Raw genomic sequence first — 23520 nt, forward strand, 5'->3', positions numbered from 1 at the left:
TTAGAACCTATCTAACCATGACAAAAAGATACTATTTCGCCAAAAATCTCTAAGCATGTGTTCGGGATCAGTTCTTTTCTTCCGCTGTATCAAATAGCGGAGTTTCAATAAGCTGAAACCTAAACCCCAAGCTAAGTCTGCCAACATAGTGTAAATGACACCATAATTTTTTTTGAAATAATACTGCCTTGACTGAAACCAGTACTTTGGACGTCTTCTTCTCTGAACATCACCACTAACAACACCTGTACTCTGTCCTACGTAATGCACGACACGACTTTCTGGTACATACCAACATTCCCATCCAGCTCGTTTGGCCTGCAAACAGAAATCTGTTTCTTCGAAGTAGAGAAAGTACGTTTCATCCATTCCCCCTGTATCTTCAAAGACTTTATAGCGGACAAACATGCTTGCTCCAGCTACCCAGTCCAGTTTTTGTTTAGATGAAATAAGTGCTTTTGGGGAAACCAAGTATTTTTCGAATAAATTATCTAGAAAGCCTAGTCTTAAAGCAGATAATAATTCACTTGTCGCTGTATGATACCGAAAACCAGAACATTGATAGACTCCATCCTCACTTTCCAAACGGCTGCCCAAAATTCCTACCTTTGGTTTATCCATCATACAATTAACTAAAGGAGTGAACGAATGTTCAAAAAGATATGTATCGGGGTTTAGAAGCCAAACATACGATGGTTTAGTTTTATATTCTTCGATACTGGTTTTTATGGCCTTGTTATTACCAGCAGAAAAGCCATCATTACTATCTGAAGCAATTAGTCTAACAACTTCTGTTAACTCATGAGATGATAAAAATTTTTCTAATATAGCTAATGAGTCATCTGGAGAATTATTATCAACAATGAAAATTTTATCAGTAGCGAAATCTAATTGTTTCAGTAGTGTAGGTAGCATATTACAAATAAGCTTCGCTGACTTGTAATTTACAATTGATACTAATAATCTAAAGTTATCCATCTTCCCCAAAATAGCCTCATTTTTTCTTATTTTTAAAGATATTCGAATAAAACAATTCTAAATGCTCTTTTGTATTATCTAAGCTATATTCTGATGCTTTGATATAACCATTCTCTCTGATACGTTCTTTAAGGGTTTCATCTTCACTTAGAAGATTTAAGCTATGGATAACACCTTCACAGTCACCGTCATTTGAAACAAGCGCAGTTTCACGATCCAGCATAAACTCACCTGCAGCACCTCCAGTGAACCCAATGACAACACAGCCACAACGCATAGCCTCTAATGGTGGTAAAGAAAAGCCTTCAGGATATCCGAGGGCTATAAAAATATCTGCAGATTGATACTCTTTAATCAATTCTTCTTGAGATAATCCATCGACTACTCTGAGGGAATAATCACTTCGTTCTAACAAACTAGATATTTTTGCAAGATCGCCAGGGTTCTTTCTTGACATGGCTAAAATAGTATTAGGCTTTCTGCTGGAGTCTTTTCTACAAAACTTAGATAAATCAATCCCATTAGGAATAATTGTAACTGGAACAGACATTTTATCTTGTATGTATTCTGAACAGTACTGTCCACATGTCAGTACATAATCATATCCCATATCAATGTAAGACTTACTTAGATCGTCTTTTTTTCTTCGATGGTCAACACCCCACCAATTCTGAACGAATATTATTTTCAATGATTTATTCTCAATAAGTCCATCATATGGAGCAAATTCAGTTGCAACAATAACATCAGTCTCGGAAATATAGGGTTTAATATCATCAAAATGCTTGACCTCAACATTAAAACCAAATACGTTTCCGTCATTTTTGCCCATACTCACAGGATAGGCCTCAAATCCGAGCTCCTGAAGTAAAATACAATGCTGATATATTACTTTTATACCACCTGTGGGTTTTTGCACTTGAAATAAACATCGTCGAAGATAATCTAAAGCATTTTTTTGAATAAGATGCCTTAGAAAACGTTTCGGAGAAAATGGCAGTCTTCTGTACAAATCTGGTATCAAATAAAAAATTCGAGTCATTAACTGTCCTAAATTTAGAAAACTAAATACAAATTCATTAGTTATTGCTTGTAAAACGTGTATGTTTTGTTAATTCATCAAGCCTACCCAGCAGACTTCCAGCCAACAACCAATAAAGAGAGTTGCTTGAAAATGAAGAATTGGGTATCTGGTCAATCATTATCAATGAAATGATTAGGGCATGACTAACTAGTAAAGTCTTTGTTGATTCATATTCAACATTCATTTTTGTATAGTTTTTAAACAAAAAAACAATCGGTAAAAATAAAAATAAAAACTTTGATAGAAAACCAACCCAGCCAGATGTCCCCAAAACTATTACCCAATAGCCATCAGTGACTGTGATATCTTCTCCTGTTATAGGATCAAAAACTCTATTTCTCCCCCAACCTCCCCACCCAAATAATGGTTTCTCATTTGCATGACTAAGCAAGATATTCTCATTTTCAAAACGATAATTAAGAGATGCAGCTCGATCCGCACTTAACTCTTCAGCTATAGAAATAAGCTCTTTGTGAGGAAATAAACCTGTAGCGGATGAAATAGGGTACGTAAGAAACAACAGCGCAATCAGCATTGATGCAAGTATTTGCTGATTCTTCGGTAAAAAAGTTATTGCAACATAGACAAACAAACCATACAAAAACGCAGAATATGTCTTCATCAAGATTAGCGTCAGAGCGAGAATAGCAAGAACAACAGTAGCACTATAACGAAAAACTTTGAGCTTACTCTTCTGTATTGCAGCCCAAAAGCCCACTCCCAAAGCTATGAAAATTGCAACTAATAGGCCATGCCCCATAAATACTACGGCTCTAAAACCACCATCTCGGTATTGTTGTCGCCAGGAATGTGGGAAATAACCATAAAGCGTTGAATGTAGGCTCGGGCTCATCCTAATTTCGTATAATGCTAAAAAAGCATACGCAAGCGTAGCAAGTGCAAAATATTGGAATAATTTAGTGTGAGATTCTTGGTCTCTAAAATATTTAACACCGATGAGAAAAGGAAAAAAATATAAAAAACTAACAATTGATGTAGTTAAACCATCATAAAGAGTTAGTCCAGGAATATGCATGTATCGCTCACTGTTGTTCATAGCTGTAAAAAATGGGGCTATGAAAATTACCGCAATTAACCATCGATAAATTCTTGGTAAAAAATTGAATCCAAGTGAGAGCTTCTTGGCTACTAATACTGTAAGTATGGTTAGTGTGGTTACACTAAACTTATCTAAGGGTGGTAAGACAGGTAGATCTACACTCATGTTAGCGGGTAGAAACATATATGACAGCAGAAGTGCTAATAAGGAACCATTACCGATTTTAAAGCGGTTCAGAAGATATAGAACTACTAATGGCCAAGATAAGAGAACAACGTAAGCAAAGTTATTTGGCATTTTTTAACTCTTTTTTGTGTTCTCAATATATAAAAGTTAAGAACCAGTATGATTTATCACAGTTAAAGTTTAAATAACATTTCGCACAAGAAATCAGATAAAACTTTACAGCAAGATTAGAGATATATGAAACTGAATTAATCTAATGATTTTTTATTCATTGCATGGAGTTTCTTATTTAATAATTATCAATAAAATATTTTTCCATGCAGCAAATCTAAAAGGATAAAACTTTATCAACTTCGCTGCTTCAAGAACTGCCCGCCACTTATTGCTATGCTTATGCCAGTACCATGATTGTGAAAGGAGTTGATTGAAAATTTTCGTACTACTGTTATGAGGCTCATCGATCATTACCATGTCAGGCTTCATTTTAATACCTTGTTCTACTGAGTCATTCTGACCTAATAACCGCTGCCGATGGCATTTTCTAGCGACTGATTCGTAAAACACCCTATGGGAGTTAGACTGAGTGTGTGTTATTGATATATCGTGTAGCCTGTAATAATAAAAATTTTTGGAAAGAAAAAATATCTTCCCTTGACCAGATAAGCGTAATTGTAAATCAATATCTTCACCTGTCACAAAAAACTCTCTACAGCCACCAATAGCTCTCAAAGAGTCAGTTCTCGTCATGAATGTACAATAATGAGTGATAGTTTTTTGCTCTAAGAACTCAGCATCAATATTTTTGCTTTCATTATCACGGTGGTATTGAATAAGATGCCTGCCTTTTTTATCAATGGATGCATACACTCCGCAAACAGCAATATAATCAGAATGCTCTTCAAGCCAATTCACTTGAGTTTCAATCCTGTCGTGAGGATAAATGTCATCGGCATCACACCGACTAAGATAATCACCCTGAGCATGACTTAAGGCAAGGTTAAAAGCATTAGAAATGCCTGAAGCATTTCCAGGCAATACTTTAATTCTGTCATCATCAAATTGTTCAATTATCTCTAAGGTGTCATCAGTTGATCTGTCATTTATAATGATCAGCTCTAGATTGGAATATGTTTGGTTTAGAATTGACTCAATGCTGGTCTTTATGAATGCTGCAGCATTTCGTGCCGGCATAACAACAGTTACAAGCTTGGACATCAGGCTCCTCAAAGTTTAAAAAGGCTAGCTAAGAATAACTTCCAACTTTGCGTGTTTACAGGACAAAGTATCATAGCTCGCTTAGCGTATTTGATAGCTGCTTCTTTATTTTTGTACTGAAAAGCCCACCACCCAAATTTTAGCGTAAACTCAAATTTTGATTGTCTATTCTCCTTCATACGCCACTCATTACTGGCAGTGTATTCAACTTCAATGCCACGTCGTTTGCATGCTTGCTCACAGGCCAATCTTGTTATTTGAGCTTGCTTAGTTTGATTTTTAGCACTAATCGATGTGCTTAGGTAGCGGTACTTCAGAAGAGGTTTATTAATATTAGCTAACTTACCAATTTCACCCAATCTTAACCAAAGGTCATAGTCTTCTGCAGTCTCAAACTCTCTACGGTAGCACCCTACGCTCTTGATACTCTCTGTTCTATACATCACTGAAGGATGTTCAATTGGACAATGTCCAGATAACAAAAGCGATTGGATTTCATTATTATTAGTAGGCACACTCAGTACCGTTAACTCATCGCCATCTTCATCTATGATTATGGGAGACGTACCTACACAAACCACATCTGGGTTTTGATTTAAATATTTAACCTGCTCATCAAAGCGAGATGGTAAAGCAATGTCATCAGCATCCATTCTTGCTATCAGTGTTCCTTTTGCTTCCGCTATTCCTTCATTTAGACTTGCAACTAAACCTTTATTTCCGCGAGATATAATAGTTATTCTCGGATCAGATTTTTGATGATGAGCTAAAATTTGTTGAGTATCGTCAGTGGATCCATCGTTGATAACAATTAGTTCGAAGTTTTTGTAGGTCTGATTCATTATACTGGTTAACGCCAACCCCAAATACTTTTCACCGTTATAAACAGCCATCACAACAGAAACTTTCGGGCACATATTTAACTCATCGTTTGACATTGTCTATTTTACTCATCTAAAGCTCTAAAATTTTGAACATCTAGTTTGGATTAGTAATATTTTTGAAGGTTGAAGGTTTAAGATTCAATAAATATGCAATTAACACCCTTTCTGTCTATTTAATACCATATTGTTATGATTTAGGTGATAGCAGTACCACTGTTTTAATAAGGATAAAATAGTGAAAACTATCTATTCATACATAACATATCAAACGCTCTCAACATTTGAACTCCTTCCTTGCCAGTTATAGCCAACTTCACTCATAAGTTTTCTAGTATAACGCCACACAATGGCTTTTTGATACCAGTTTAGGTCCTGTCGCCAAGCCTCAGAAGACCCTTTTCTAAGAAAGCCTTCAGGCTCTTTTTTTCCAATATCCTTTTTTCCAGGAATTCTTGCTCCATCCTTCTTATTCATTTTGAATGATTGATTAGTAATAGAGTTTTGCAATTCAATCTCATCAATTGGTAATCCAGCAAATTCGTAAATCTTTAGTAAATTGGACAGAGGGTTACTTAGAAGGTCTTCATAATGGATTTCCATATATCGACTTGAGTCCTCAGCTGTTTTAGAGGCTCTCGCGTACTTCACATGCCGATACCATTCGAGAGCAGCTTTTTTTGTATCATTCGGAGCCCAGTAATCCCCCCAACTTTTTGATGCTGCCAGTAGTGAAGCCGTAACAGAACGACTATCCCTTATTAGGTGAATAAATTTCGATTTGGGTAAAAACTCTGTAATTTTATCTATATACAAAGCATGAAAAGGCGTTTTCTCCAGCAAAAGTCTAGATTGAGGTTCACACAATGAGGCAAAGGTATTAATCCAAACCTCACGCATCTGCTCATTAAAACGCTCATGTGTCCAATACGATGATAATCCAATTCCTCTTCGATCTGTCGTGTCTAGAACAGAAGAAAAGGCTGGATAAAATAGTGAATAAAAATGAGATTCCTGCCCACCGAAAATATATTGAGATTCCAATAGAAGGTTCTGCAGCCATGTTGTTCCACTTCTTGGGGCTCCGACGATAAACATCGGTGATAGCAGCAGCTCTTTATCAACTGTCATAATTTGATAGCTCTTGGTTTGTTATAAAAGTTCTTCATAGTTCGGAACTCTAGTACACTCCTGAGTATATGGCAACAAACAGAAATGACCACTTACATTCACTCAATAAAGTTATATTAAATGTTTCACTCAGTTAAAAGACAAAAAAATCATCATTCCCTTAAAAGTCTTGTTTTAACTAGCTCTACTTGGGCTATTAGCGGTTATGCTTTCGCGCAAGTACTTCGCTTAGTCAGCAATGTAATAATGGCTAAACTGCTCTTCCCCGAAGCTTTTGGTTTAATGACGCTTGTAGCTGTCTTTATGCAAGGTATTAGTATGTTTTCGGACATAGGAATCATTCCAAGTATCATCCAAAATAAGCGTGGTTCCGAACCAATTTTTTTAGATACAGCATGGACTATGCAAGTTATCAGAGGGGTTATTTTATGGGGGGTTGCGATTATTGGTGCTTATCCTTATTCGATATTCTATGATGCACCTTTATTAACCAGCCTAATTCCCGTTGCTGGCTTTACTGCAGTCATAGCTGGGTTCAACTCCACGGCATTGGCAACAGTAAATAGAAATCTCAAACTAAAAAACATTACCCTTCTCGAAATTGTCGCACAGTTTATTTCAATAATTATAATGATTGTATGGGTTTACATATCACCAACTGTATGGAGCTTAGTAGCAGGAGGTTTAGCGAGTGCCTTTATCAAAATGATTTTGAGTCATTTATGGATAGCAGATAGACGTAATCAGTTTCGTTGGGAAAAAGAGGCTGCTTTAAGTTTATTTAAATTTGGAAGATGGATTCTAATCAGTACAGCTCTATCTTTCTTTGCTGCACAAATTGACAGAATTTTACTAGGTTATTTGATGGGTACAGCTACTTTAGGTATCTATTCGATTGCAGCTATGTTTAAAGAAACGGCGTCTAAAGCAATTCAAATGTTGGGAAATAAGGTTTTATTTCCATCTTACTCAAAACTCGAAAGAGAAAACGATCCAAAGAGACTCTACAGAGCATTAAGAAAATCAAGAGTTTTAATGATAGTTGCGACATGGCTCGCTACTTTAGTTTTACTTTTACTTGGTAGTCAGATCATTGAATACTTATATGATGAAAGGTATAAAGCGGCAGTATGGATGATTCAACTATTGCCACTTGGTACTTTAGTAGGTGTGCTATCGACCACATACCACAATGCATATTTAGCAAAAGGTAAATCGTCATTCATATCACTACTCTTGTTTTATCAGATAATTATTCAGTCAGGCGCAATATCAATAGGATACTACCTACACGGTGTCCACGGGGTAATAATTGGGCTATCAGTAATAGGTTGGCTTCTATATCCCGCTAATCTTATAGCAGCTATAAGACTAAAAATTTGGCAACCTGAAGTTGATATTCCAATTATTATTATGTCGATAACAGTTATCGCTGCTTATTTTCATTATACTGATATTATGTCTTTAGCAATGTTATAGATGGATATTATATTAGTCTGCACCATATTTGTGGTAAGGCCTGAGAAGTGGAGATTTTTGTATGATAAAAAATGTAATTAAAACCATAAGTCAAATATGGGAACAATAATCCGTCATATGGACGGGTTTATGTAAGAAGCTGTTAATCAAACCAGTCTTCATGGCTGGCTATGAAGTCACTGATCTCGTAAGTCGACTCGACGTCAACACGAAGCTTCTATTAATGGATGGAGCTTTTCATGAAGCCAACGACGATGCCAGCTCTAAAACTGAGGTTGCTCGACAGAAACGTGTCCAACAAGAACGAGGTATATTAAAAGACAACGCCATGCTCTTTGCCAGCGAGAGAAAGAACTTACCCGTTCATAAAAGCCCGTAGTACTTATCGCCTGTTCGTTTGCTTTATGATGCGTTGAGCATTCTCACTCTAGCAGTCACTATGCCTCGCTGAAACAACCAATAAGCCACCATCAGCATCAAGATAAGTTACTTATTCCCAACATCAACTAGTTCTGATTGGAAAGTATTAGTCATTATAGTTACCGTAGTATCTATCTGGATTTGAAATAAGCAAGAATTAACTGTGCCGGAGACAGAGTTTTATGGCTAATGTAGGATCCGGGTTGAAAGCGCAGCATGAATATACCACCCCAAAAGGCGATACGAGGGGTGCACCCGATATAATTCGGCTCAACATGCATTTGATGTTGATAAACCAGAACTATGGTAGAACAGTGATATTACCTATATTAATACCCAGAAAATTTTTTTCTAACTGTAGTAATGGATTTATAAGTTCAATATATAGTGGGTCGGTCTATGAGGAACCGAATCAAACATGACCTGCCCCTCGATGCGTTCGCTATGGCTTCTTAGCGACAAAAACCAATTAATCAGGTCTGGTTATATTCCGATCAAAGTGCTCATTACTCCAGTCAACGATTCAGAAAATTACTAACTACGTTGAATATAGAACCGAGGTGTGATGCGCAGTGGTAACTGCTGGCGATGATACAGTCGCAAAAAATTTTTTAGTAATTTGAAGAAAAAAATTCGACGAACCATACTCGAAAGCAAAGTGAAACCAGACACAGATTTTTTCAATACATCGAAATGTATTAGAAAACCCAAAGCGTCGCCATACTAATAACAACAAAACATCACCTAAGAAGTATGAACGACTATTTTCAGAATATGATAAATGTCTAGAAACTCCAGACGTCGTCAATTGCCGATTTATCTTCACGTCATTAGTTATTTGTAAAAAATCTAAATAAAGTCGAAAACCAACTGAGAAGAGTGAACAATTTTAATTAATTGTATTCAATGACTTATATATCTTAACTGCATCTAGAGCTCTTGCCTCCCATGAATGCTGTTCAAGCGCCCTTTTCCTCGCACTCTTTGAGAGCATTTCAACTTTCACGCTGTCTTTAGATAATTCTTCCATACTTCTGATATAAGCGTTTAAGAAAGTTTCTTTATCAGAAAGAGGAATCTTAATGCCAATAGTTTCATCCACTAACTCACTTGGACCGCCATAGTTAGGAACAATGCAAGGAAGTCCTGAAGAAAGCGCCTCTATAATCACATTCCCTCCCACCTCTCTGATCGTCGGGAATGCAAAAATATCAGCATTCCTCATGTATTCAGCGACTTCTGACTGAGTCTTCCAGCCTTCAATTTTGACGATACCATCTAAATTATTACTTGATATAAGCTCTTGAAGATATTGTCTTTCTGGGCCGTCACCTACGATGATTAATTCGCTATTTATTTGTAATAATTTACTTTTAACGAATGCATTTATAAGTACGTGGGCACCTTTGTATGGTACTAACCTTCCAACGAATAAAAAACGAGTTTTATTTTTATTATATTTTTTTGACTCCAACGGGCTATAGCTTGAAGTATCAACACCCAATTCATTATATCGAATAATTTTATGCCTCTCTGTCAGAGGTACATCGTTATCGGAATGTTTGAAAGCTGACAAAATTACTGTTGATGATTGAAAGCTCTTTTTATAATAAGGGAAATATTTAAAGATATTCCTGATATGAGAAATCAGCTCTCGTTCTTTCTTTATTTCTTCCGTATACTGCTTAGGCCAAGGTAAAGACCCGTTCAAAGGGCCCAAAATGAAAGGTGTAGTTACCTTACTTGACAACAAGCTTGGAAGTGTCGGCGAGACTGGAGAGATGCGGTGAATACAGGAAAATTCTCCTTGTTCAATTCTTTCTTGTAACAGATTATAAATTTTCTTCTCAAACAGAATGTATTGTGGATACTTTAATGCCATTTTAGTCATCCAGCCACCAATCCCGATCTTTCTCAAAAATTCGCTGAGTTTATGTAATGGTTTAGCAATGACTTCTGTATCTATATAGATAATTTCTTTTATTACTTTATTTTCTGTGGTTTCGATATTTTGTTTATTTCTAATATGTGTGACTAATACTACAGTTGTTTTTTTTGCAATTTCATTAGCAAGCGCATATGAGAAACCAGGCAATGAAGGCCAATCAGGATTACACTGCTCTGCCAGAATCAAAACTTTCATTATTTAATTTATTCCTTTGCCTGATAAATCTGTTTTTCATTTGCAACGCTACTATTAAAGTCTCTAATCAATTTATTAACATCATAGTAAGTTGCAGGATTATTTTTGAGTTTGTCTAGAACTGATGTTATGTATGATTCATAATCAGAAAATCCCTGACTCTTCACATACAGATCAAGAACATTTAGGTTATCAATTTTCGCTATATAAGTATTATTACTTCCAGTAATATTCTCTGCAGAATCAAGAACTGATTTGTCTTGAGCAATTCCAAGGTTTATAAAACTGTTATTTTTTACTGTTAAATCACGTGAGTGGCCAGCCACACTTAAACCATACGTGTTTGATATATTGGCAGCATTATCAGTGACAGTATTTCCGCAGACAACACCAGACTGCCAATCATTAACGTCAATATTGAAAGCCAGAGATCTATTTGTTGGTTTTGTTCGGCCTATATTAGTCAACACGTTATTTATAACTTGTATATTGTCCCATCTATAACCATTATTAAAATCTCTATTTCCTCCAATTGAGAAACCGACCTCGCCTTCCACTACAACATTATTCTTGAGCAACATATTGTAAGAGTTAATACTATCTAAGTTAGTGTTTTTGTCAGAATTGGAAGCAAACTTCATTCCAATGCTTGATGAACGTGATGAGAGATTGTTTTGGATTATAAGGTTTGTACTGTTGCCAATATAAACATTATGATTAAAGTACGTTGCATACCCATATTTTTTTGTATTCATAGGAATATTAGATGGTCGTTGTTGATACCAGCCATTGTGATCAAAGATATTTTCTTCAACAAGTACACTATCAGTTAGATACATATACAGCCCTTGTGAATGGCCTGCTGTACTGTATGAATTCATAATTTCATTTCTTCTGAATACAATATTTTGTACTATTCCGCCTTCAACACCACTTATGCTGACTGCCAAACCATAAAAATTAAAGCGGTTATTTTCAATATGCAACCCTTTAATGCCGTTTCCTGCGATGTTACTGAATACCTTAGGACTATTCGTGTCAACATCCCATCCGACAAAATTACTCGATTTAGGGTCTCGCTTACTTGCGTAAAACTCGATACCTGTTAAAGTCACAAAGCTCCTATCTTTAATACCTGTTATCACATCACTGAACCCAGAATCTACAATTGGTCTCTTATCAGTGACATTACCGTAAGCACCAAAAACAAGGTGTGCAGATTGCGACTTGCCTGACTTCAACCAAATTCTATCGTTCAATTCAAAAGTATCGCCTTTTTTTAACAATATCCAATCTGGTTTACCATTTCGAAGCTGCGAATAAGCAGCTTTAATAGTTCTATAAGCTCGTATGCCAGATGGGTTAAATGGGTCGTTCACTTCAGCGCTAAGATATGGCCGTGCTAGACTGTCATTGCCCTCTGTCGAGCTAACGTAAACAATTCTTGTTTCAGTATCTGGTGTAATTATGGACCAGCCATTGCTATCTTGAGGATATGTTTGTATAGCTGATCTCCAAGGCGCATTTACTTCACAGCTTATCGACTCATAATTTGGGGCAATATCTTCTCCAGACTCCACTACTTCATCAGAAGTTAGCTGCTCCAAGTCTGATATTTTTTGCTCATCAGACTTCTCAGTAAGATTTTCTACTTTAATGGAAGTTGTATTATTGAGTCTTGCTCTACCATTAACATTAGTACTGATTGAAGGGTCTGACAGGCTTTGATTTGATACTTCCAACCTCTGGTTAGAAGAAGAATTGGTGTTAGTTCCCCTGCTTGAGCCTCCCGAAGAACTACTTGATGAGCTGCTTCTTCCAGATGAACTTGAAGACTGAGTTGTATCATTCGTATCGGATGAAGTGATACCAGGTAACCTAATAGGGGACGTTTCTTGTGTTCTGGCCAGAGTCACTTCGTCAGGATTGCTGACAAAATCGGTTGTTACGGGTTGTTGATCAGGTTGGTTATCATTAACAGCGGAAGGAACCCATGTTAGTGACTCACCTTGACACTGTCTTTGTGACATGCCACTTGCCTTCATGACTTCTTTATTAAAGTCCGATAACTTGTTACCTTCCCATGCTTCGTAATTTGTCCACTGACGGCCAGTTTTGATTAAAATGAGATCACCGTTTCGTTTATCGGCTAATAACTTCGCTTTTTCAATACTCTGAAAAGCTGCCACGTTGTTGGCTTCGTATGGGTTTCGAATGTTATCAAGAGAGTATGTTTTTGCGAGCTGATCACTTCCGTTGTATTGGTTTACGAAAATAATCTTTGATGACTTATTGAAGTTATTGTTAGTAACAATGCAATCAGCGAGTACATGCGTTATTGTCAGAAACATGCCAAAAATTGCTAAAAATATTTTATATTTGATAGACATAACATGTACCTCTTAATACGTTAGCGTTAACGGTAACTCTAACGCTATCCGTTACTTAATACTAGCTTCATACTTGATGAACTTCTCATTTAGAGAAATATTCTTGTGCAAAAGAATATCTTAATTAACTTGAAAGAAATCAGACCAGATGGACGTTGTATAACTCAAGAAGCCAACTACGAACACGCTTAACATCAGGATTTTGACTGTCTTTTGTTTTAATAATGGTAGATGAGCGTTTGTCTTTAATCATGTCGATTACAGTATTGACATTGACCTCTTTCGAATCATCAGCAAAAGCATATACTAGAGCAAAGTCACATAGGTTATTGATACGTCTTGGTACACCTTCGCTATAGCAGAAGATAGCAGCGCAGGCTTCATTGGTAAAAATCTTATGGTCTGCACCGGCAATTTCCATCCGATGTTCGATGTATTTTTGTGTTTCTGGATAGCTCAATGCTTTTAAGTGATATTCAACGCCAATTCGTTGAGCAAACTGTTCAAGCTCGGGTAAATTAAGTTTATCACTGAGTTCAGGCTGTCCAGTTAATACCAACTGCATAAAGATATCTGCATCAATATTGACGTTTGAGAGTAGTCTTAACTCTTCCAAAGCCTTAACGGATAAGTTTTGAGCTTCATCTACAATCAGAACAATTTTTTTACCTTTTGCATGTTGTTCAATAACAAAATCGACATAATCACGATAACGACTCGCATTATCAGTGGCTGAAGATGGTATTTCTAGTGCATCAAGCACCCACTCCATCAATTCGCCGAACGATTCACTCGTGTTATTAATCAATCCGATCAGGTATTCATCATCCAGTTTTTTTAAGAGAGACCGAATTAATGTTGTTTTACCCGCACCAATCTCTCCGGTAACGACTGTAAAACCCGCCTGACTCATTAAGCCATATTCGAGCATAGTTAAGGCTTTTTTATGTACAGGGCTAAGATATAAAAACTTAGGATCAGGGACCAGGTTAAACGGCTTGAAATTCAGACCAAAATGTTCTGTATACATGAATTAATAATTCTGATGGGTTGGATGTCTTTCTGCTTTATTAAGCACAGTCCCGACAAGATGTGAACCTTCTAACAACTGTAATGACTTTTTAATGTTCTCTTCATTATTTTTTCCGTCTTCCAGCACCAGTAAAGTACAGTCAAAATAATTCGAAGACATTAAAACATCGTCCGTCTGTAATAAAGGCGGTACATCAAAAATAATTAATCGCGAGTTGTATTGCGATTTAATATCTTTCACTAAAGATGCCATTTTTGGGCTTGAGAGTAACTCGGCTGAGTCTTCAGCTCTTCCCTTCCCTGGTAATATCACCAGCCTCTCTACGCCAGGGTTTACTAGAACATGGTGAAGATACAAATCATCTTCTAGATATTCTTTTAAGCCCACTTCCACATTTAATCCAAAGTAGCTGGCAATCGAAGGATTTCTCAAGTCCATATCGACTAAAAGCACTGTCTGATTGAGTTCCATTGCAATGGCAACGGCCAGATTAGCGGAGACCAATGATTTACCTTCCCCTGCTGTGGGCGATGTAATCGCTATTGTTTGCCAATCATTCTGCCGCATTTTCTGCAGTACCTGTGTACGCAACATACGGAACACTGCTGATTGAGGATTGTTGTAATGACCGGCAATAACCCGATTGTTTTCCAGAACACTGGGTGGCGTTTTAACCACTTTTGTTTGCGTATATTCAATATTCTGTAAAGGCGGTGCTAATGGATCTTCAGGAAAAGAAGTGTTTCTATCGTTTTCCGTAGACACAATTGTATTTTCTGGCTCACCCTCGATCCCTGCATGCTTTTGCTTTGCTTTGTCCAAGGCTTTTTGAATTCTATCCATTCTTATTTCCTACTCGAAGAATCAGGTGACAATTAAAGCAAACTGACTTTTCGCATTAATCGATACCACAGCACTTCGAGATTCATGACGTAAAAGTGTACAGCTATCACTGATGCGATAGCTAACAGAATAGCAATAATGATCCAGCGGTTTCTTAATGTTTTTCTGCGAGCCAGCTCTCGTGTTGTTGTGATAACAGGGATGACTACCAGCGGTGATTTACCAACAATATGAGCAACTTGTGTATACCCTCTTACGCCACCGAAGAACATCTCAACTAAAAGAGCTAATCCTAACCCTGCACCTACAGATGCGCCTAAGCCGAGAACAAGTAATTTGGGTCTATTGGGCTTCTCTGCCTTTGAAGGCACTGCTGGCGGTTCGATTAGTGTAAAGCTTTCACCTTTGTTTTCTGACTCTAAATTCTGTGCTAATTCAGCTTGTAACTGTTTGGCACGTAACTCACGATATTTAGCTACTGTATTTTCGTGATCGCGTGTCAGCTCATCATATGCCCGCTGAACTTGGTATGTTTCCGAAACACGGCGTTCAAATTCAGCAAGTTTTGTTTTAATCTCTTCCTGGCGAACTCTTAAGCGAGACACTTCATTTTCCGTTGAGTCTATTTTGGATTTGAGTTGCACATAAGCGGGATTCAATCGTTCGGATGATGACGTTGTTTCAGCTGGCTGACTGTCAGCGTTTTCCAGGCGTTTTTCCAGGCCAGCAATCTTATTTTTTTGTGCTTTTATATCAGGGTGATTATCAGCATATTTTTCACTCAGCGTGTTTAACTCTGTTTTTGCTTGGTCCAATTCAGCTTGAATGACTTGAGCATCATTCCCTGTGACACCCAGCTCTTTTTCTAATGCATCAATTTGTCGTTTAACTCTTACTACATCTGGATGGGTGGGTTCATATTTTGATAATAAAGTGCTGTATTCAATTCTTAATTGTTCCAGACGCACTTCAGAGGTGTTTGGTTCATTTCCACTGCTTGCAGTTACACCCAGAGGTAAATACATTGGGATAGTAGAAAGCTGAAGACTTAATGTGGTGATTTGATCTTTCAATAATAAGATTTCATTTTGATTGGTACTTTGTTCGTCACCAAGCCGTTCAATCATCGAAAGATTGTATTGTAATAACTCCGGCAGGCTACCGCTGTAACGATCTTTAAATTCGGCAATTTGTTTTTCTAATTCACGTACTTTTGCCTGAAATTTATCGCCCTCCTCCTTAAGGAAGTCTTTGGTTTCTGCAGCTCGGTCTGTGCGTGCTTTGACATTTTCATTGAGAAACTCTGTCACCAGCTCGTTCGCTACTTGCTGTGCTTTTTGTGGTGATTTATCCATGAATGAGACAGTAAAGGCGATACTTGCCCGTTTTGCTCGCCCACTGACAGGGTCTGTTACGTTAGCTTGAACCAAGTCCACACTGACATTGGATTTAAATAAATCGACAATACCTGATGTGGCAGCTGTTTTTTGACGCTCAGCACGATAAAGATCATATTTTCTGACCATGCCCATCACTCTGGATGTCGTCATTAATCGTTGCTTAATCACTTCGATACGCTGATCAGCATAGCTGGTGACTGTTGAACGAACTAGATCACTGGGAATTTCTTGTGACTCAATCAGTATTGTGCCTTGAGATTTATAAGTAGCCGGTAGAGAGAAAACCACCACTACAGTTGCAATGGCTAACAGCACAGCGGGAAAAATAACCCAATATTTTCTGCGCCAGAGAATATTGAGATAGTCCCCTAAGCCCTTTACTTCTTCTTCCATTTATTATTGCTCTTTGCTGTGATTTAGCGAGAAAAACGAATACCATTCCAATTGTAATCGATGTTGAATGTGAGTGCATTGCCATCTACATTCTTTCCGTCTGATTCATCGACACTTCGATACCTGTATCCAAAAACAAGGGACCAGTCTTCATCTAACTTCCAAGATAAACTAGGTGAAAAATCAAAATATTTTGTTTCTGTGCTATCTAAATCATCAGCACTACTATATTTACGATAGCTCGCAGATAAGTTACCTGTAAGCTTTTCTGTGAAGTTTCTACGATAAGTAATGGTGTAGGCATCTTGCTCATTGACATCCCCCTCACTTGAAGGTGTTAATGATCTACTTGCAGATAAGGTATAACTATTCAGCTCATCTTCTCGGGTTGTGCTGACTGAGTAATCTAACCCTGTACTTTGGTCTGATGTTTCTGGACCTATTACCGGGCTATTTACACTATCCAGATAACGTGCACCCAGTAAGCCATTGACCGACCAAAGTTCAGACAGTTGATATTCACTAGTCAAACCCAGTGAATAGGAATCATATTGATTATCGAGCCTATCTGATTCAGCTTGATAATTAACGTAGGTAAACGATAAGCCACCATTTAATCTTTCTGTGTATTGATGCTGCCAAGCTAAGTTCAAACTAGCTGTTTCATTATCTGTGAGGTTAGATGACGATCCAAGAATTGAGTTATTGTTGCTTGAGTCATCAGATTGCTTACGCGTTTGATAAGATAAACTCGTGCTTATGGTATCTAGCTCAGTTAGCCTGTAACTAAATGATGGTGAGATACTCTTTGTAATCGTTGTAGAAATATTACTGAAGTCAGCTGTATCCTCTTCAGCAATATCCCGTGACTCACGTTCAGCATAGTCTAATTTCAGTCCGTAAGTACTTCGCTCAGTGGCATAAGTCGTATTAAAACTCGCAAATGGATTTTCTTTATCAAGTTCTTTTAAGTCTTGATATCGACTAATTCTATACCCGAGACGTATTTCAGATGTCGAGTTCTCTAATGAGCGAGTTAGTGAAAGGGTTGGATCAATGTTCAAGCTAAAGTCATCTAACTCATCTTCTCGTAGTAGTTCATTATCATCGTATTTAAATTTAGGATCTGCCTGAGCATTAAATACCCATTCAGCTGCCGACGCAGTGTTGCTTAGTAACATAGGCAACAGTAGCGGAATATATTTTATCATTGACACGCTTCTCAGCTATTATTCTGCTTAAGGTACGATGATGACGTCACCGCTTTCTAGTGTGATATTGGTATTCAGTGCTTTACCTTTTTTTATTTCAGCATATTTCACCGGTAAGACTTGTTGAGTTGTGCCGTCTCTTCGTAGCACGATAATGTTATTTTCTTCTGCATATGGAGATAATCCACCAGCTAAGCTTAAAGCCTGCATAGCATCCAGAGGTTGATTCATTACAAACGAACCTGGATTTAGGACTTTGCCCAGAATGTGTACCCTATTACCTTCAACGCTAGTAACAGAGAGTGTGACAACAGGATCAGCTAAGTATTCACTGAGTTTTTTGGTTAATTCTTCTTCGACGTCAGCTACTGTTTTATCTTTAGCAACAATTTCACCGGCTAGTGGGAAAGTAATAATACCGTCTGGCAGCACGACGGCTTGTTTTTGTAACGCTTCCTCATTCCATACTGAAATATCTAGGATATCGCCCGAATTTAATAGATAACGCTGGTCTGCAAAGACGCTTGAGGAAAATAGGGAAGTGAGAATCAAAAAGAAGAAAATGAAGCGTTTTGACATGAGGGAAAATCCTTATCTATAAATGACATTCAAATTTGATATTAACACTCTATTTTTCAAAAAAAAAGGGAGCTTTTGCTCCCTTTCATTTTGTTACAGTAAGTTACTGTTAATATGAATCTTAATTCTTATGCAGCAACTGCTGATTTTCTTCTAAGCCCTAAGAAGCCTAATAAAGCAGGGGCAAACAAGAATAATGCTGCTGGTACTGGTACGGCAGATACTGACACATCATATTTTAGGATGTTAGAAGATGCATCAATAATATCTAAACCATAAACAACGCCAGCTGTTAAAAATGCTGTGAAACTAAAGTCGCCAGTAATATCAAAAGTTTGTGCGCCAGGTAAATAATCTCCACCTAAATCTAACTCACCAAATACTAATGTAGCCCCTGTTAAAGCTGCGAACGGGTTGAAAGACCATTCCACTTTGACTGCGGTGTTGTCATCTGATGAAAGATCAAACAGTGAAGACCAACTTGTCACTTCACCAACTGTTCCACCAGCTAATACAGTACTGTTATTATTGACATCAACTGACTGTGTTGCGCCACTTGACCCTACACCAGTAAGAGTCAATGTTGCAGCATTAACACTGACCGAAAACAAAAGAGCTACAAAAAATAGCATCGCTTTTTTCATAATAAACTTCCTTATGCATAAGTTAATAAACAAGCAATGCAACCCAGCCATCTTTATACACAAAGATCTGTGGCTTTCCGACCCCGCCTCGCGGCGAGTTTGGCTTTAAATCAATTATCAAATTGTTAGTTTGATAATTACCTATCTGACTTTTCAGATGGTTTCATCTTACGAGTCCAATCGAGTTCGTGTCTATTGTACCTTGGTACAATGTCTATGATTAATTTTCGTGCTTAATAAAATACTATATTGAAGGATAATATAATTCCAATAAAAAAGGGAGCTTAAGCTCCCTTTTTTAATTTTGTGTAACTTTTACTTACGCTGCAACAGCTGTTTTTCTACGCATACCCAAAAAGCCTAATAAGGCAGGGGCAAACAAGAATAATGCAGCTGGAACAGGTACTGCAGATACTGATACGTCATATTTAACCACACCTGAAGTCGCATCAATGATTTTTAAGATGTAGTTTGTGCCAGCAGTCAGCATAGCAGTGAAACTGAAGTCATCGGTAATTGCATATGACACTGTGTCACCCAATGTACCGAATACTAATGTGGCACCAGTAATCGCTGGATTAAATGACCATGCAATCACAACTGGTGTAGCTTCGTCAGTTGATAATGCAAACTCAGAACTCCAAGTACCAGCAGTAGAAACTGTACCACTACCTAATACAACTGAACCAGATGTGACATCAGCACTTTGACTTGCGACAGATGAACTTACTTCAGACAGAGATAACGTCGCGGCGTTAACACTTACTGAAAACAATAAAGCTACGACAAATAGCATCGCTTTTTTCATAATAAACTTCCTTATGCATAAGTTGAAAAAACAAGCAATGCAACCCAGCCATCTTTAAAAGTTTAAAGATCTGTGGCTTTCCGACCCCGCCTCACAGCGAGTTTGGCTTTAATTACACAACATCTAACCCGCTGACGTTGTGTAAGATCATATGATTAAGATCTTGCTACAAAGCCATCACCGTTGATGTCTATTGTTCTGATTGCTATTGAAAATAATGACGATAACAAGTGTTATCTGGCATCGATGATTGATGCATCTATTTCAATAGTAGTTATATGATACCGTGTCTCATTGCAGGCAACAAGTTTATTTTCCTAAGTAAAACTACTGATACTCAGTCGGGAATTCAATAGGCATTTTTACCCACAAACCCTTTGAATATCGTTAAGAAAATAATCTCAATATCTAATAACAATGACCAGTTCTGGATATATTTTAAATCGTAATGCACGCGACCTTGCATTTTGTCCAAGGTATCAGTTTCCCCCCTAAAGCCATTTATCTGGGCTAAGCCCGTAATACCTGGTTTGACTTTATGTCTCAACATATACCCTTGAATCTGAGCGCGGTATTGTTCGTTATGTGCTACAGCATGAGGCCGTGGGCCTACAATGGACATGCTTCCGCCCAATGAATTAAAGAATTGAGGTAACTCATCCAATGATGTTCTTCTCAAAAAACCGCCAAATGGTGTGATACGGCTATCATTCTTTTGTGCCTGTGTGACAGTATCTCCATCTTCTGTTACCGTCATCGTGCGGAATTTCCAGACTTTAATTTTTTCACCATCCATGCCATAGCGTGTTTGCTTGAAAAACACAGGGCCCTTAGATGTCAATTTAACCCCTGCGGCAATCACCATCATAGGAATAGCGATCATCGTCAGAATAAGGCTGCTTAGGATAATATCTTCCAGCCGTTTAAGGATACTGTCGATACCAGCAAAAGGGGTTTCATAGACTGAAATGGCGGTAATTCCTTGGTAATCAACCCACCTGGAATTAAGCAAGTTAAATGTGAATAAGTCCGGAACAAGATATACAGAAGCCGTACTATCGGCTAATAGCTCAGTAATGTGTCTGATTCTATGCTCAGCAGACATAGCCAAGGTGATGTAAACAGTATCCACCTTCCCTGCCTTACAATCTTCAATGAGTTGATTGAAATCACCTGCTTTATTATTTGTTACGACCAGATTAGGTTCTGTTTCTACCCGTTTTTGTGACCGGTCATCATAGTATCCAACCAGTCTAAATCCAGACCAATCCATTTCGTTAAATGCACGTTCTAAGCGCTTACCTAGCGTTGTTTCACCGACAATAGCCACATTTCTGGTATTTACACCTCGAGCTCGAAGAATAGCCAATGACGTTCTTACAATGGCATGCCAGGAAATTAACTCTATAGGTGTCAGTAAAAACCATAAGAAGACAAAGCTATCGAGGTAGGTGCCAGAATGGATAAAGAAGATATCAATCATGACCAGAATGAAAACACTGGTAAACCATGAAAACATGACGGCAGAGACTTCTTCTCTTAACGCCGTGCCTCGCCACGAGCGGTAGGCATCTTGTGACTCAGCAAAGAAGTTAAACAATACAATAGCGAACAGAAGACTCCAGATGTAAAGTACATCCCAGGTCGCATGGAAAATATCGAATAATGCTAAAAACGTTAGCAGGATAATACCGCTATCAATCAGTCTTGATATGGCATTAATTTTTGCATCGTATTGTCTGATCCTGCCCTGAGCCATCTGTGCTAATTTATCCTATCGTTTTTTAGTCTTTTGATTATAAGTATAAATGACTTTGTATTAGTTGATATTGCTACTGTAATAGTCCTGAACAGTAGAAATTAGTCTTGCAAGCTCAGTTTCTTGTAATAAGTTTATGCCTGCTGCTGCTTTTCTGCCGCCACCTGTGTCGAACTGACCTGCAATAAAATCTGCTCCTTCCTGACGTATTTTAGGCGCTCTGATACTCACGACATAAGCGGCTGAATCAGGTATTTCTGTAAGAATTAAATGTGCTCGAGAAGGAAACTGGTTACTCAAGTAGTTGCTGTAGGTCCCGCTAATACGTCTCGCCCATTTATCGTCAGGTAGGGTAATAACGCCTACCATATCGCTCTCATAACTCATTTTCTGCTGCTGTGCTTGAGACAAATCTGAGTTATAGCCAGAATCCAGAGTCTCCATTATCTCTGTATTTTCATTAATAAAATCTAAAGGTGATGAATAGTATACACATTGTCTATAGAGTTCATCAGGTGCAAAAAACAAATCATCCAGACTCGCACCATAGCCATTGTAATTAATATGCTGCCCTAAGGTTTTGAGTTTGATTGTCTGAGTTTCAGTGAGGTGTAGTTCCTTTGCATACTCCTCGGCAACACTAGATAGATTATCACCAAAAGCTGCCGTGATTGCCCATAGCTCATAGGCATGATTGAGGTGCTCATTGACAATTAATGCTGTGCATTTATTGGGGTGCATATCAATCAACGCCTCTAAACGCGGATGACTGATTTGATCGCCTGGATTGTGGTGATCGGCATAAAAGACATCAACATCATTTGATAACAAATTTAACAATGCTTCGCGGTTTTTCTGCATTGATATATCTAAAACAGTGACTTTTGATGCATTTTCAACATCCACCCTGCTCAGTAATTTGATATCTCGCTTAACGCCTGTAATTAGTTCTGTCTTACTTGGGTTGGCCAGTCTTAATTGAACTAAGGCACATATACCGTCAGCATCGCCATTAAAAACATCAAAGTTGGTCATGGATTTTAAATTATCTCGTTTTGTTTTAGATAGGAAATCACTCTCTCTACACACTCATCCACATTGAGCTCAGCAGTGTTTAATGTCACTTCTGCGGAGACCGGCGCTTCATATTCTGAATCTATACCTGTGAAATTTTTTATCTGTCCACTTCTTGCCTTTTTATATAGGCCTTTCGGATCGCGTTGTTCACAAGTACTCAGTGGGGTGGAAATATAGACTTCAACAAATTCTTTCTCTTCAACGAGATCTCGAACCAGTTTTCTATCACTGCGGAAAGGTGAAATGAAAGCACTCATGACAATGAGGCCAGCATCAGCAAACAGCTTTGCCATTTCACCGATACGTCTGATGTTTTCAACGCGGTCAGCATCTGAAAAGCCTAGATCTTTATTCAAGCCGTGTCTGACGTTGTCACCATCAAGTAAATAAGTGTGATGTCCTAGCTCAAACAACTTTTGTTCCACCGCATCTGCAACTGTTGATTTGCCTGCGCCACTGAGCCCTGTAAACCATAGAATACATGGCTTTTGTTTTTTTTGTGTTGACCGGTCTAACTTTTCTACTTTGTGTTTATGCCAGACAATGTTATTCATAGTAAAAAAACGTCCTTATCTGAGTAAGTAAGTAATCTATTGAAATAGATATTACCGACTTCAGCAATTATTCCTAGTCTTATTAGTGTAAAAGTTAATTATTTCTTTGTTTTGACAAAGTCATTGGGCAAAAAAAAGCCTGACAGAAAGTCAGGCGTTTTAATTTGGTACCGACGGCCGGAGTCGAACCGGCACACCCGAAGGCACTACCCCCTCAAGATAGCGTGTCTACCAATTCCACCACGTCGGCAA

At 37.9% G+C, this 23520-nt stretch carries 19 protein-coding genes, 1 tRNA gene and 2 riboswitches; of the genes, 1 reads left to right on the top strand and 19 read right to left on the bottom strand.

From position 1 onward, the window contains the following. The 6 genes from B3014_RS00375 to B3014_RS00400 all read right to left on the bottom strand — a co-directional run bounded on the left by B3014_RS00375 (position 1) and on the right by B3014_RS00400 (position 6535). On the bottom strand, positions 1 to 978 hold the full coding sequence (locus tag B3014_RS00375) for a glycosyltransferase family 2 protein (protein ID WP_289243473.1): 978 nt from the start codon (positions 976 to 978) through the stop codon (positions 1 to 3). Between the two features lie 16 nt (positions 979 to 994). Continuing rightward, positions 995 to 2020, bottom strand: a complete 1026-nt coding sequence (locus B3014_RS00380) for a glycosyltransferase family 4 protein (protein ID WP_289243268.1) — start codon at positions 2018 to 2020, stop codon at positions 995 to 997. Positions 2021 to 2057: 37 nt separating this feature from the next. Then, positions 2058 to 3419 carry a hypothetical protein gene (locus tag B3014_RS00385; protein WP_289243267.1) on the bottom strand — a complete coding sequence of 454 codons (1362 nt, stop codon included), beginning with the start codon at positions 3417 to 3419 and terminating at the stop codon, positions 2058 to 2060. A 174-nt stretch (positions 3420 to 3593) separates the two neighbouring features. Beyond that, complete coding sequence (locus B3014_RS00390) at positions 3594 to 4523, bottom strand: glycosyltransferase family 2 protein (protein ID WP_289243266.1); 930 nt, start codon at positions 4521 to 4523, stop codon at positions 3594 to 3596. A gap of 8 nt (positions 4524 to 4531) precedes the next feature. Then, entirely contained in the window at positions 4532 to 5461 is a 930-nt protein-coding gene (locus tag B3014_RS00395; protein ID WP_289243265.1) for a glycosyltransferase, read from the bottom strand. 210 nt (positions 5462 to 5671) lie between these two features. Continuing rightward, positions 5672 to 6535, bottom strand: coding sequence for a sulfotransferase family protein (locus B3014_RS00400; RefSeq protein WP_289243264.1), 864 nt, complete (start codon positions 6533 to 6535; stop codon positions 5672 to 5674). Positions 6536 to 6655: 120 nt separating this feature from the next. Between B3014_RS00400 and B3014_RS00405 the strand changes: the two genes are divergently transcribed. Continuing rightward, a complete protein-coding gene (locus B3014_RS00405; protein ID WP_289243263.1) occupies positions 6656 to 8014 on the top strand; it encodes an oligosaccharide flippase family protein in 1359 nt (452 codons plus the stop codon). 1309 nt (positions 8015 to 9323) lie between these two features. Here the strand turns inward: B3014_RS00405 and B3014_RS00410 are convergent. The 13 genes from B3014_RS00410 to B3014_RS00470 form a co-directional block, all read right to left on the bottom strand. Then, positions 9324 to 10577 (bottom strand): glycosyltransferase family 4 protein, encoded by a 1254-nt coding sequence (locus B3014_RS00410; RefSeq protein WP_289243262.1) that lies wholly within the window; start codon positions 10575 to 10577, stop codon positions 9324 to 9326. Between the two features lie 8 nt (positions 10578 to 10585). After that, the gene (locus tag B3014_RS00415) at positions 10586 to 12967 is read right to left on the bottom strand and encodes a hypothetical protein (protein ID WP_289243261.1); all 2382 of its coding nucleotides are present in this window, start codon (positions 12965 to 12967) and stop codon (positions 10586 to 10588) included. 139 nt (positions 12968 to 13106) lie between these two features. Then, entirely contained in the window at positions 13107 to 13997 is an 891-nt protein-coding gene (locus tag B3014_RS00420; RefSeq protein WP_289243260.1) for an ExeA family protein, read from the bottom strand. Positions 13998 to 14000: 3 nt separating this feature from the next. Next, a complete protein-coding gene (locus B3014_RS00425; RefSeq protein WP_289243259.1) occupies positions 14001 to 14843 on the bottom strand; it encodes a CpsD/CapB family tyrosine-protein kinase in 843 nt (280 codons plus the stop codon). A 32-nt stretch (positions 14844 to 14875) separates the two neighbouring features. Further along, complete coding sequence (locus B3014_RS00430) at positions 14876 to 16636, bottom strand: Wzz/FepE/Etk N-terminal domain-containing protein (RefSeq protein ID WP_289243258.1); 1761 nt, start codon at positions 16634 to 16636, stop codon at positions 14876 to 14878. Between the two features lie 23 nt (positions 16637 to 16659). Then, on the bottom strand, positions 16660 to 17847 hold the full coding sequence (locus tag B3014_RS00435; protein WP_289243257.1) for a hypothetical protein: 1188 nt from the start codon (positions 17845 to 17847) through the stop codon (positions 16660 to 16662). A 27-nt stretch (positions 17848 to 17874) separates the two neighbouring features. Continuing rightward, complete coding sequence (locus B3014_RS00440) at positions 17875 to 18426, bottom strand: polysaccharide biosynthesis/export family protein (RefSeq protein WP_289243256.1); 552 nt, start codon at positions 18424 to 18426, stop codon at positions 17875 to 17877. 128 nt (positions 18427 to 18554) lie between these two features. Next, a complete protein-coding gene (locus B3014_RS00445) occupies positions 18555 to 19070 on the bottom strand; it encodes a hypothetical protein (protein ID WP_289243255.1) in 516 nt (171 codons plus the stop codon). 34 nt (positions 19071 to 19104) lie between these two features. Beyond that, a riboswitch (cyclic di-GMP riboswitch) is annotated at positions 19105 to 19184 on the bottom strand. Between the two features lie 205 nt (positions 19185 to 19389). Continuing rightward, a complete protein-coding gene (locus B3014_RS00450; protein WP_289243254.1) occupies positions 19390 to 19878 on the bottom strand; it encodes a hypothetical protein in 489 nt (162 codons plus the stop codon). A gap of 35 nt (positions 19879 to 19913) precedes the next feature. After that, a riboswitch (cyclic di-GMP riboswitch) is annotated at positions 19914 to 19995 on the bottom strand. 232 nt (positions 19996 to 20227) lie between these two features. Further along, a complete protein-coding gene (locus tag B3014_RS00455; RefSeq protein WP_289243253.1) occupies positions 20228 to 21637 on the bottom strand; it encodes an undecaprenyl-phosphate glucose phosphotransferase in 1410 nt (469 codons plus the stop codon). A 60-nt stretch (positions 21638 to 21697) separates the two neighbouring features. Next, positions 21698 to 22672: a DHH family phosphoesterase gene (locus B3014_RS00460; protein ID WP_289243252.1), complete on the bottom strand. Its 975-nt coding sequence runs from the start codon at positions 22670 to 22672 to the stop codon at positions 21698 to 21700. 5 nt (positions 22673 to 22677) lie between these two features. Further along, positions 22678 to 23268, bottom strand: coding sequence for an adenylyl-sulfate kinase (gene cysC / locus B3014_RS00465; RefSeq protein WP_289243251.1), 591 nt, complete (start codon positions 23266 to 23268; stop codon positions 22678 to 22680). A 165-nt stretch (positions 23269 to 23433) separates the two neighbouring features. After that, a tRNA-Leu gene (locus B3014_RS00470) sits at positions 23434 to 23518 on the bottom strand. Between the last annotated feature and the right edge of the window lie 2 nt (positions 23519 to 23520).

This window comes from Methylophaga sp. UBA678, from assembly GCF_002299105.1.
In the GTDB taxonomy this organism is placed as follows: Bacteria; Pseudomonadota; Gammaproteobacteria; order Nitrosococcales; family Methylophagaceae; genus Methylophaga; species Methylophaga marina.